Origin of the sequence: Sphingobacterium sp. HMA12, from assembly GCF_002933815.1 — a bacterium.
GTDB lineage: Bacteria > Bacteroidota > Bacteroidia > Sphingobacteriales > Sphingobacteriaceae > Sphingobacterium.
Genome location: NZ_BEYR01000003.1, coordinates 246,623 through 258,833 on the forward strand (window position 1 = coordinate 246,623; position 12,211 = coordinate 258,833).

General features: G+C 41.0%; 9 protein-coding genes. 6 read left to right on the plus strand and 3 right to left on the minus strand.

Annotated features, from left to right (window positions below):
• Window positions 1-27: 27 nt before the first annotated feature.
• From HMAT_RS17880 to HMAT_RS17905, 6 genes are all read left to right on the plus strand, one after another.
• The gene (locus HMAT_RS17880) at window positions 28-948 is read left to right on the plus strand and encodes a dihydrodipicolinate synthase family protein (protein ID WP_104384220.1); all 921 of its coding nucleotides are present in this window, start codon (window positions 28-30) and stop codon (window positions 946-948) included.
• Between the two features lie 95 nt (window positions 949-1,043).
• Window positions 1,044-2,183, plus strand: coding sequence for a hypothetical protein (locus HMAT_RS17885; RefSeq protein WP_104384221.1), 1,140 nt, complete (start codon window positions 1,044-1,046; stop codon window positions 2,181-2,183).
• A gap of 54 nt (window positions 2,184-2,237) precedes the next feature.
• Window positions 2,238-3,479, plus strand: coding sequence for an MFS transporter (locus tag HMAT_RS17890; protein ID WP_104384222.1), 1,242 nt, complete (start codon window positions 2,238-2,240; stop codon window positions 3,477-3,479).
• 137 nt (window positions 3,480-3,616) lie between these two features.
• Complete coding sequence (locus HMAT_RS17895) at window positions 3,617-4,828, plus strand: AGE family epimerase/isomerase (RefSeq protein WP_104384223.1); 1,212 nt, start codon at window positions 3,617-3,619, stop codon at window positions 4,826-4,828.
• A gap of 52 nt (window positions 4,829-4,880) precedes the next feature.
• Window positions 4,881-6,812 carry a family 20 glycosylhydrolase gene (locus HMAT_RS17900; protein WP_158655980.1) on the plus strand — a complete coding sequence of 644 codons (1,932 nt, stop codon included), beginning with the start codon at window positions 4,881-4,883 and terminating at the stop codon, window positions 6,810-6,812.
• Between the two features lie 52 nt (window positions 6,813-6,864).
• Window positions 6,865-8,022 (plus strand): exo-alpha-sialidase, encoded by a 1,158-nt coding sequence (locus HMAT_RS17905; protein WP_104384225.1) that lies wholly within the window; start codon window positions 6,865-6,867, stop codon window positions 8,020-8,022.
• Between the two features lie 83 nt (window positions 8,023-8,105).
• On the opposite strand, the gene HMAT_RS17910 is transcribed toward HMAT_RS17905, so the two are convergent.
• The 3 genes from HMAT_RS17910 to HMAT_RS17925 form a co-directional block, all read right to left on the minus strand.
• On the minus strand, window positions 8,106-9,425 hold the full coding sequence (locus tag HMAT_RS17910; protein ID WP_158655981.1) for a serine hydrolase: 1,320 nt from the start codon (window positions 9,423-9,425) through the stop codon (window positions 8,106-8,108).
• 1,761 nt (window positions 9,426-11,186) lie between these two features.
• A complete protein-coding gene (locus HMAT_RS17920) occupies window positions 11,187-11,465 on the minus strand; it encodes a hypothetical protein (RefSeq protein WP_104384227.1) in 279 nt (92 codons plus the stop codon).
• 4 nt (window positions 11,466-11,469) lie between these two features.
• On the minus strand, window positions 11,470-12,177 hold the full coding sequence (locus tag HMAT_RS17925) for a hypothetical protein (RefSeq protein WP_104384228.1): 708 nt from the start codon (window positions 12,175-12,177) through the stop codon (window positions 11,470-11,472).
• Window positions 12,178-12,211: the final 34 nt, after the last annotated feature.

The window sequence follows — 12,211 nt, forward strand, 5'->3', positions numbered from 1 at the left end:
TTTACAACTATTCACATAAATTATCATATGCTAAATCAAAAAATATCGGGATTAATTGCAGCGCCATTTACTCCTTTTGACGAAAACGGTGAGCTGAATCTTGAGCTGATTCCACACTATTATGAAATGCTAAAGAGAAATAGCGTATCGGGTGCGTTTATTTGTGGCTCGACCGGAGAGGGTGTATCACTGACATTTGACGAAAAAGTCTCGGTAATGGCAGCTTGGGCCAAGCTGACAAAGAGAGATCCGGCGTTCACATTAATGATGCTGTTGGGGGGGACGAATATCAAAGAATGTCAACAACTAGCCGAACTTGCCGAGCAGGTAGGCGTAGATGTCGTTTCCTTTACATCGCCGTCGTATTTTAAACCTGCAAACGTGGATCAGCTGGCAAAGTGCTGCATTGAAATCGCGAGCGCTGCACCCAATACTGCTTTCTATTATTATCATATTCCTGTATTGACCGGTGGAAATTTTCAAATGATCGACCTATTGAAAAAAGTACATGGCGTAATACCCAATTTTAGGGGAATTAAATATACCCATGAGGATTTTATGGATTTTCTGACCTGCATGAATTATGCTGATCGACAATATGACATGCTCTGGGGCAGAGACGAGAATATGTTATCTGCGCTAGTATTAGGGAATAAAGGCGCTGTCGGAAGTACGTATAACTATGCCGCACCTTTGTATCTTGATCTCATGGAAGCTTATGATGGGGGGGATTTTGAAAAGGCAAATGCCCTGCAGCAGCAATCAATTGATATGATCGCATTGTTAGGTAAGTATGGGGGGATTTCTGTTGGAAAGGCATATATGAATTTAATCGGTCTAAATTGTGGCAAATTTAGGTTACCTGTAAGCAATATGTCTGCGGAACAAGTTGAAGCTTTCAAAGCTGATGTGAACAAAATTGGTTTTGAAACGTTTTGCGCACATTAATCGCATCATCAGTTTGGTTTCCATCTCGTTTTAAGCACTTTGTTTATAGAGCTGTAAATCCTGTAAGATAGAAATGATGTCAAGAATGAATAGATATGACAAAACAAAATTGGCTAGGAATTATCGTGGGAATGCTGTTTGCAAGTAATGTTAACGGACAGGCAGGTCGTTTGGAATGGCATAGATCCGTCGAGTTGCCATCTCCGCAGGGTGGGAAAGTGCACGCCGGAATCGCTGGTCCCATTGTGGGGCTCTCAAATGGCTATCTGCTGATCGGTGGAGGAGCCAATTTTCCAGATTTACCTCCTTGGAAAGGTGGCGTAAAAAAGATTCAAAAGGAAATCTTCGCTTATGTAAAAGACGGAAAAACACTTCGATGTGTAGCAAAAGATAGCCTTTCTGAGCCGATTGCATATGGTGCGAGCCTAAGCCTGCCAATAGGATTGTTCATTGTGGGTGGAGAGACTTCAAAGGGTAAATCAAATGCTTGTAGGCTGATTCAATGTAATGCTGATACCAAGCAGATTTCAACGGCGAACTATCCGGATCTTCCATGGCCGCTATCCAATACTGGAGCGACATATATCGGAAATAAAATTTTTATTGCAGGGGGCGAAGGACAGGATACTGTATCGGATCGAGTGTTGCAATTGGACCTTGATGATCTTGAAAAAGGATGGATCTGCACGGGGCATCTTCCCTATGCAGTCTCACACGTGCAATTGTTGGCTGACAAACAAGGCAACCTTTATTTGGTCGGCGGAAGGAAAGCGAACAAAGATGAACCTTCGACTTTGTATCAAGGATTATTAAGTTCTTCAGACGGAGGGAAACATTGGCGGAAACTGGAGGATATTCCTTTCAAAGCTGCGGCTGCCGTGGCCTGTATCCTCCCTGACAATGGATTGTGGTTATTGAGTGCAGATCGTGGTGATACCTTTCATCGTGTGGAGACGCTTATTTCAGAAGCAAAAAAGACAACCGATCCACAGAAAGCACAGCAGCTGATCGCATCTAAAAATCAACTCCAAGTAAAACATCCGGGCTTCGGCAGAGCGGTATGGCGCTATGATTTGAAATTGGGGGAATGGAATCGGATGGGAGATCTACCTGCCGAAGGGCCGGTGACTACCACAGCAGTTGTCTGGGATGATATGGTCATTTTACCTAGCGGAGAAATAAAGGCTGGCATTCGTACTCCTGATATTTTAGTGGCAACATTTTCTAAGAAATAGGATGTAGAACAAATAAGAGATAAATAACACACTATAAATCTGACAACATTCGAAATGATATCTTCTTTACGATATAAGTCTTTTTACCCATGGCTCGTTGTAGCCCTTCTTTGGGGGGTAGCCTTACTGAATTATATGGATCGGCAGATGCTGTCGACGATGCGTGATGCCATGCAAATCGATATTCCTGAATTACAGAAGGCCGAAACATTTGGTGTACTAATGGCCGTTTTTCTCTATATCTATGGTGTAATGAGTCCAGTAGCTGGCGTTGTGGCTGATCGCAGTAGCAGAAAATGGCTAATCGTAGGAAGTTTATTTGTCTGGTCAGCAGTAACCTATGGTATGGGGATGGCAAATGGCTATACCACACTATTGATATTAAGGGCTATTATGGGATTTAGTGAAGCCTTATATATTCCTACAGCACTTTCGTTGATCGCAGATTATCATACGGGGAAAAATCGGTCGCTAGCTATTGGGTTGCATATGACGGGACTGTATACCGGACAAGCACTGGGTGGCTTTGGTGCGACTTTGGCCGCTACAAAGGGATGGCATACCGCCTTTCATTGGTTTGGGATAGTGGGTATTTGTTATGCATTCGTCCTCGCTCTGCTGTTGATAGAGAAAAAGCAGGAACCAACAGCAGAAGAGAAAAGCTCGGAAAGTCGACTGTCACTATTCAAAAGTCTATCGCTCATATTTTCCAACCTGGCATTTTGGATTCTGCTGTTTTATTTTGCTGCCCCAAGTTTGCCGGGCTGGGCAATTAAGAATTGGCTACCAACTTTATTTGCGGAAAGCTTGGATATCCCGATGTCAAGTGCGGGGCCTCTTTCGACGATTACGATCGCGCTATCATCCTTCATTGGTGTCATTGTTGGCGGAATCGCAAGTGATCGATGGGTGCAAAAGCATATTCGGGGCCGCATCTATACCAGTGCTCTTGGCCTTGGATTAACGATACCCGCGTTAGTGCTGTTGGGCGTAGGGCAGACGCTGCCAGCAGTATTGGGGGCAGCAATTTGTTTTGGAATTGGTTTCGGAATATTTGATGCCAATAATATGCCTATCCTCTGTCAAATTGTACCCAAAAACTTACGTGCGACAGCCTATGGCTTTATGAATATGGTAGGTGTATTTGCTGGAGCTGCCGTCACTCAATGGTTAGGAAAATTTAAAGATGAAGGGCATTTTGGACTCGGGTTCGCGGTATTGGGCGGAGCCGTATTGTTTGCACTTTTATTACAACTTCTATTTCTTAAACCAAGATCGGCCGCACAGACAGACTGAATTTATGAACACTAACGGGGGCTTATGTATAGCACCTGCTGTATAAAGCATCTACTGAGGTTTTGCTTTTACTTTAGAAATGCATTTGGATCAGGTATAAATAACTGAGGTTAAATAAAAAGTAAAATATAAATCAAATGAATACAACAAATACAGACCAAGGATTGGATATCGTATACTTGAATGAACTGGAAAAATTCTATGAAAATCAACTATTAAATGATACGGTTCCATTTTGGTTTCCCCGCTCAGTTGATCCTGAAAATGGGGGATACCTATTTATGCGTGATCATGATGGTACCTTGATTGACACAGATAAAGCAGTATGGATTCAGGGACGGGCATGCTGGTTGTTGGCTACACTTTACAATACTGTTGAACAAAAAGAAGAATGGTTGGAAGCCGCTCGTATCGGATATGAGTTTTTGAAGAAATATTGTTTTGATGCAAAAGGCAAAATGTATTTTCATGTGGACCGTCTTGGAAATCCAATTCGTATGCGTCGTTATTTCTTTTCCGAGACTTTTGCCGCAATCGCCTTTGCAGCTTATGCAAAAGCCACAGGAGATGCCGATATTGCAGCAGAAGCGCGCGAGCTGTTTAGTATCTGCCTCGCTTATGCGCATGGAGAAAGATTGGTGGAACCAAAATATGAACAGACCAGGCCAATGAAGGGAATCGGTGTGCCCATGATCATGATCAATACAGCACAACAAATTCGTGAGACAATTGGTGACACACGTTGTGATGCCGTTATTAGTGGTTTTATTGCGCAGATTGAGCGCGATTTTGTCAAAGATGACATCCGCTGCGTGATGGAGCAAGTTGGCCCTAAGGGAGAAATAATTGATCATATCGACGGACGTACCCTCAATCCTGGTCATGCTATTGAGGGCGCTTGGTTTATCTTGCATGAAGCGAGATACCGGAACAACGACCCGAAGCTAATTGATCTTGGCTGTCGTATGCTGGATTATATGTGGGAACGCGGTTGGGATAAAGAATATGGCGGTATACTATATTTTAGAGACGTTTATGGGAAGCCAGTACAGGAATACTGGCAGGATATGAAGTTTTGGTGGCCTCAGAATGAAACGATTATAGCCACATTGCTTGCCTATGTCATGACCGGGGATACGAAATATAAGCATTGGCATCAACTAATCAGTCAATACGCCTATGACCATTTTCATGATAAAATCAATGGCGAGTGGTATGGCTATCTGCATCGCGATGGGAAGATTGCGCAAACAGCAAAGGGCAATTTATTTAAAGGGCCTTTCCATCTCCCGCGTCAGGAGTGGTATTGTATGCAAATACTAAAGGAATTCAACAGGATTAAGGGATAAATTTATGCAACAAACCGTGACGATAATTAAGTTCCTCCAAAGACTGATTATTATGATCATGATGATCACTCCGCTATATTGTATGTCCGAAACAATCAGGCCTTTGCTTCCTATGCCCCGGTCGGTGACCTGGAAAGTCGGGTATTATCAGGTCAAAGATGTTGTTCGTGTGGGCATCAAGGGAGAGGTATCAACCTTAGAGAAGCAGACGCTAGTGGGATTGTTAAAAGACTGGAATGTAAGTCAAATAGACTTCGGTAGCGAAAAAAATACAGCTATTGCTATCAACTGCAGTAAAAAAGTGAAACTACCGTCACCTTCTTTGGAAGGCTATCGCATCGTTGTGGACAAAGGTGGGGCGTATATTGAAGCCAGAGACAGCAAAGGGGTTTTCTATGCCTTACAGACCTTGCGTCAACTGGGTGGCAGCGATGGAAGGTTACCCTATTGCTCCATCACCGATTTTCCCTCTTTTCGTTGGCGGGGATATCTGGTAGACGTAGGACGAAATTTTCAGCACATGGATATGCTTAAGGAGCAGATCAATCAGATGGGACGCTATAAACTGAACGTTTTTCATTTTCATTTTACCGAGGATATTGCTTGGCGACTGATCAGTAAAAAATATCCCGGATTGACTGATTCATCGAATATGGATCGCTGGAAGGGAAAATATTATACTGTCGAGGATATGCAGGAGCTGATTCGGTATTGTCATGATCGACATATCCAGCTTGTGCCCGAGATTGATATGCCGGGACATTCAGCTGCATTCCGTCGTTATTTTAAAATAGATATGCAAAGTGACAGCGGATTGACTTTTATAAAAGAACTGGTTAAGGAATTTGCAACGACTTATCCGGGATTGCCTTATTTGCATATTGGTGGGGATGAGGTAAAAATTCATAACCAAGAATTTTTACCGATGATGACAAGATGGACCGAAAGTCTTGGTATGAAAACCATTGGCTGGGAACCCGGCGGCAATCTACAGCCACAGACAATACGCCAGCTCTGGATGGGAGGACCACAGGCAGTTACGGCAGGTTTTCCTTACTCGGTGATTGATTCAAAGCATTTGTATATCAATCATATGGATCCTTTGGAAACTGTGACAACCTTGTTCTATAGACAATTGGGTGGGCAATCTTCTGAAAATAAAAAGTTGATGGGCGCAACGCTATGTTCGTGGCCCGATCGTGCAATTGCGAATCAAAGCGACATATTTCGTCAAAATGGAGTATACCCCGCTTTATTGACATTTGCCGAACGAAGCTGGCGCGGAGGAGGAGATTTTGAATGGCGTAGCAATATCAAAACGGATGCGAAAGGGCTTGCTGAATTTACTGAATTTGAAGAGCGTCTGATCCAACATAAACAGCTGTATTTTAAAAATCTTATTTTTCCTTACTACCGGCAAAATAGGCAGAAATGGGTGTTATATGGACCTGTGGAAAATAAAGGTGATCTAACGATGGCCTTAAGTAACGAAGCCAGCGCTGATTTTCACGCCTTGAAAAAGATTGGTGAATATTATGGTGGTACAGTTGTATTAAGGCATTGGTGGTCTGATATTGTAAAGGGGGCTATTGATCGACCGCTTGAAAATAGTACTGTATATGCAGTAAGCAAAGTGTGGAGTGAAAACGATGGAAACAAAGGCTTTTGGATTGGTTTTAATGATCTTTCACGCTCATATGCCAGCGATTCGCCAAATTTGGGTACCTGGGACGATAGAATGAGCAAACTTTGGGTGAATGGGAATGAAGTGCTCCCTCCGAACTGGCGACATCCAGGAAAAAAGGGAAACTTAGAGTTTCCATTGGTTGATGAAGGCTACAGTTACCGAAGCCCTAGCATTGTCCCACTACAGAAGGGATGGAATACGATTGTGGTAAAACTTCCTGTGGGGAGACTAAAAGGGAAAGATTGGCAAAATCCATTAAAATGGATGTTCACCTGTCTTCCGATTGAAGATGAGTGATCACAGCAACGAATAAGAAAATAAATAGAAGTAACAATAAATTTAAAGAGTTATGAAGAGAATATGGATCATGTTTGCATTTGCGATGCTAGCCGGAATTTGTCAGGCGCAGGAAGTCAATGTATTTGTTTCTGGCGAAGATGGCTATAAAAGCTATCGTATACCCGCTATTGTAAAGGATAAAAGTGGACAATTAATTGCTTTTGCCGAAGGGAGGGTCGACCATGCCGGTGATTTCGGTAATGTAGATATCGTTTATAAAATCAGCGCGGACAATGGTAAAACCTGGGGATCATTGCATATAGCCGTTGACAATGATAATTTGCAAGTTGGAAATCCTGCGCCCGTGGTCGATTTATTGGATCCCAGATATCCTCAGGGGCGTTTATTACTTTTTTATAATACAGGTAACAATCATGAGGGGGAGGTACGTAAGGGCAATGGTTTACGTGAGTGTTGGTCAATTAGTTCGACCGACGCTGGCAAGACATGGTCTCATCCAGAAAATATTACCCTTGAGACCCATCGTCCCAATCAACCTTTAGTAAATACACAGTATAACTTTCAGGAGGACTGGCGAACTTACGCGAATACACCAGGGCATGCGCTTCAATTTGATTCCGGTAAATATAAAGGACGTATTTATATTCCTGCAAATCATTCCGAAGGAAATCCCAAGGCAAATGGCAAAGACTATTTTGCCCATTCGTATTACTCGGACGATCATGGAAAGACATTTAAGATAGGGGCGAGTGTCAAATTTGAGGGATCAAATGAGACAATGGCTGCACAAATATCGAATACAGGACTGTATATGAATTCCCGTAACCAGCAAGGTAATGTAAAATCAAGGATCGTATCGTATTCAAATGATGGTGGCGTTACTTGGGATACAACATATTATGATAAAAATCTGCCGGACCCGGTTAATCAAGGTTCCGTGCTTTCCTGGAGAAGAAAAGGAAGATATCTGTTAGCTGTTTGCAATGCCGCAACAGCTAACAGAAGAGATAATTTGACGCTCCGAATAAGTAGGGATCAAGGAAAAACTTGGTTCTTCAATCAGGTCGTTTCAAAAGCGCCCGAGGGTGTAAAAGGTGACTATGCAGCCTACTCTGATCTAGTGCTTTTGGATAAAAATAGAATCGGTGTTTTATTCGAGAAGGAGAATTATAGCAAGATTGTGTTTGTGCCCGTAAACCTCAAATAGGTATTATTGGTTTAGTACATTATGCCCCTCTTTCTTTCTGGTCTAAGGGAAGAAAGGGGGGCATCTGTTTTCGGTGTCGAGAACTATTTTTTCAGGATAAGTGTTTGCCCATTTTGATAGAGCGTCATCTTATTCTCACTGCGATCAAAAACTATTTTTACACCATATTGAGGCTGCACTAACGTGTTTTTATCCTTTGGTTTCAATTGAAATGTGGGTTGCCCCACAACCTGTCCAAATATTTTGGTGCCATCTCTGGTAATATTGATCTGAATTGGAGGCTGTTCGCTTTTATATTCACCAAGTATGCTTGTGGTTTCCTCATTTGTCAATTGTATTTCTGAAAGGTCAGGAAGAGGAAAAGGCTTTTGATACAGTTCACCAAAGCTGAATTTTAGTATTTCATTATTATTATAATTATTACCGTTACTGATGAGTGCAACAGTATAATTGCCATCATCAAAATGGCTCGCTACAGAAGAATAACCGTCGATACCCCCTGTATGACCGAATCCCTGGCGGTCATAAAATGGCATGGGGAATAGCCCCAATCCATAGCCGCCATTAATTTTTTTCATCTCTTCGAGGCTGGTCGAATTGATCAGTTTATGGTCAAATAAACCATTAAAAAACTTGACCAGATCTGTTGGGGTAGACCATATTGCTCCGGCGCCGAGTGGAATTGAATTATCTGTGTGTGGCTCAAGGCCCCAATCTTGTGTGAATCTGTACGACTCGCTGACATCTTTGGGGCTATTTTGTGGTCGGCCAAATGTTGTCTGTTCCAATTTTAACGGTTGGCAGATCTGCTGGTTCAATAAAAAAGCATAGTCTTTTTTCCAAACTTTTTCTAAGATGTAAGTCAGCAAAATGTAGTTTGAGTTACTATATTCATGTTTACTGCCCGGATCAAACTCAGCTCCACCTTTGATCATACGCTCAACAAGTTCTTTTTCAGTTTGCGCTTTGGTGTTCCATGTTAAATAATCTTTATCATCAGTGACACTGTGTACCCCGCTACTATGATCAAGCAATTGACGTATCGTTATTTTATCAGCATTTGGAATATCTTTATAAAAGGTAGATAGGGCTTGATTCATTTGCAGTTTCCCTAACTCGATTGTTTTTAATACAAGGGTTGCCGTGAAAGTTTTGGAGATGGAACCGATACCATATCGTGTATTGGTCGTGGCATGTTTTTGCTGTGCTCTATCAGCGTAACCTATAGCCTTTTGATAAAGTAATTTATCGCCTTTTGCTATCGCAATACTTCCCATCCAAGCGTTGTTTTTATCCATAGTGGACATTAAGCTATCCATTCGGCTAGGATTAAATTCTTGTGCCCGTAGGACAGGAACGGAAAGGCCGCTTAGTAGGAACAATAAAATTGATGTTCTTTTCATAATTTGTGTCAAGTTAATTTTTTGCGCTTCAGAATCAAATTTGATGAATAATAAATAGGTTATAATCATGATAAAGATCGGAATGAACGATTGACATGGTATATAGTCCGAACTGACATTTTTTTTGATAATGGTTTATGCCGCATATTGCTGCTATAAAAACATTTCCTTTTTGAGTGGAGCCCGGCATTTGCCAATAAATTCTTTATCCATGAACTTAAATATATGACAAAAAATAAAGTAATACAATGAAATCGATATTTCATTCGGCAAAATCAGATGTGAGTCCATAAAAAAATAATTGGATCATACCGAAAGTTTGGGGGGATAGTAAATTTTTTGTACCACCGTGCTGCGCCCTAGTTCATCTCCATCCCAAAATGATCTATTACCGAACCACAGCGATCTATTTGTTACTTAAGTGCAGCTCCCGCCCCTTTTTCTCTTTTAATTTTTAGTTACAGCAAATTAGGATCAAAGCGAGACTAAATTTTAGCTTTTGACAGTACTTGTACAGTGTTTGTTCAGTGCTTACTCAGTGATCACTCAGTGTAAACTGAATAACTAATGACTAATTACTGTCTAAAAATTGATTGAAAATTGTTATTAGGTATAAGTTGGTATTTGGATGTATCAGTTTTAATGTTTATCTTAATTCCTTATAATCAGGAAATTCTGGTAATCATCAGAAATGGGGGCATACCTAAAGTTGGGGGTGAGTGATTTTTTAAGCATAAATTTTCATCACGCTGTGTAAGAAAATGTGGTATTCCTTACCACGTGGAACAGGGTCACTTTATTTACCTTATTCCTTGAGCGTAATGAAATTCGTTCAAGAACAGTAATATTATCTTTGGCCTTGTGCCTTCTAGTTCCAATCATGAAAATTACTGAGATGCTTCTTGTAGTGATCCTGTAGATGCTTGCCATCCATTTTAAAGAATAAACCTACCAAATGAACGCTTAGAGGGTGATGATCCAAATTCTATTGCCATTCGGGCTTCCTCACTACTAGGTTCCAATCTCTTGCGATAATCTGTCCGGTATCCAGCAGGGTTCTACGACGAATATGTAACGTAACTTTCTGTCTTCGGATAGGGAAGTTTGAAATCTCGGTGGAAGACATAAAGCCTTTGACCCCAGCTTGCTATTCTCATAGCCCGCTGGAGCAAGATTAAGCTCTTGTAAATAAATGTCGCGCCTATTGTATACCTGATCGACTTCTAAAATCTGGAAAACATGTCGACCGTCCTTCGGACATCAACAGGAAGAGTAATTTACGTTCGGCGTTTTGTAAGAGATATCGGTCGTAAAGATGCTGAACTAAGAAATTTTTATTACTCCCCCAAAGAATTCTAATTGGTCCGAATAATTATCTAGTTTAGAGCGGGCTCCGAAGAGAAAATACGGAATATAATACCAGCAATAGCGGTCATCCATAAAAAACACCTGAAGCGGGGAACCTCAGGTGTTTAACCTAACCAATTATTAACCTAAATTTATGAAAAGTATACTTTTTAAAGTATAGAAAATTATGTTCAATATTCATGCCATTTCGATTGCTGGTCTTTTGTTATTTTTCTTTTGTGTTATTTTTGTTACTTAAATAATGGCATAGGTTTGTTTTATTTGTATGTATAGGTATACCTGTTGTTTTTTTTACAATTACTAAATATATTGTTTGCTTGTGAACAACTTGTAGATAAAATTTAGGACAAATATACTAGAGAAGACGAGGACGCCAGCATAGGGATGATTATCCTATTGGAAATATAGTTTGAATAACTCAGCCCATTCAGCATCCAGACTACCTGTATGCACCGCTTGTTTGGCTCGATTATACCAATAACGGGCATTCCAGGGGTCTCCTTCTTTGCGGTGTAGATAGGCATGAACATGGGCGGCATCTAATCCGTCGAGCTGATCAATGAGATCATGTGCTGTTTTCCAATCTCCCTTTTTGTCATACCACAATGATTTTTGTATGGCAGACCAATGATGAATAGGACTGTCTAATGATTGAAATTCTTCTATTGTCATCTTGTTAATTTGCTAATTCTTTACTCCAGATTTCATAAATATCATCTCCCTTGGAGCTTTTTCCACTGTGGTGCCATTCGTTATCTTCCAGTTTTCCGGTAAAGTCGAGCTCTTGACCCACTCTCGTATTATCCCTAGAAAAGAAAAGTATTTTTTCTGTGTAAAGATTGTTTTTGAAACTATAATATCCACCTCCTGTTCCATAAAATCCTTTTTGCGCCGGGTTAATGGCAATCCATTGGAAATAACCGTCTACCAAGATCTTTATTGTCTTGCGGTCCGTTTTTGGGATCGTATGCATTTTAGCCTCTTGTTTTCTACCCGTAATCCGCCACAGGTCATCTAAGTCCTGAGCGATGGTTTGCTGTCTGGTGAAAACTTTTTCGGAATATGGGGTCTTTATTTGGATAGAGCCATTCAGTATTTTAAAGTAGAGGTCAGCTGTTTTGCCAATATGAGTTGAATCTTTTGTGTCATATTCGATAGTTATGGTCACATTATTCCCCTGCTGCTGAATTGGGCCGCCCCAGGTATAACCAAAATGCTTATTGCTATCATCATAATTGATGAAGGAGAGGTAATGATTTTTGACCAAAATTAAGTTTTTAGTTGTGCCTGTCTGAGAAATATAGGCCCCATCAGTAAGTTGTGCTTTTGCTTGAAATTGTATAGTTACAAGCGAGAGGCACAATAGAATAATACAGTTTCTCATATCAAATCAAAGCATGTTGTCTTTTAAATATACA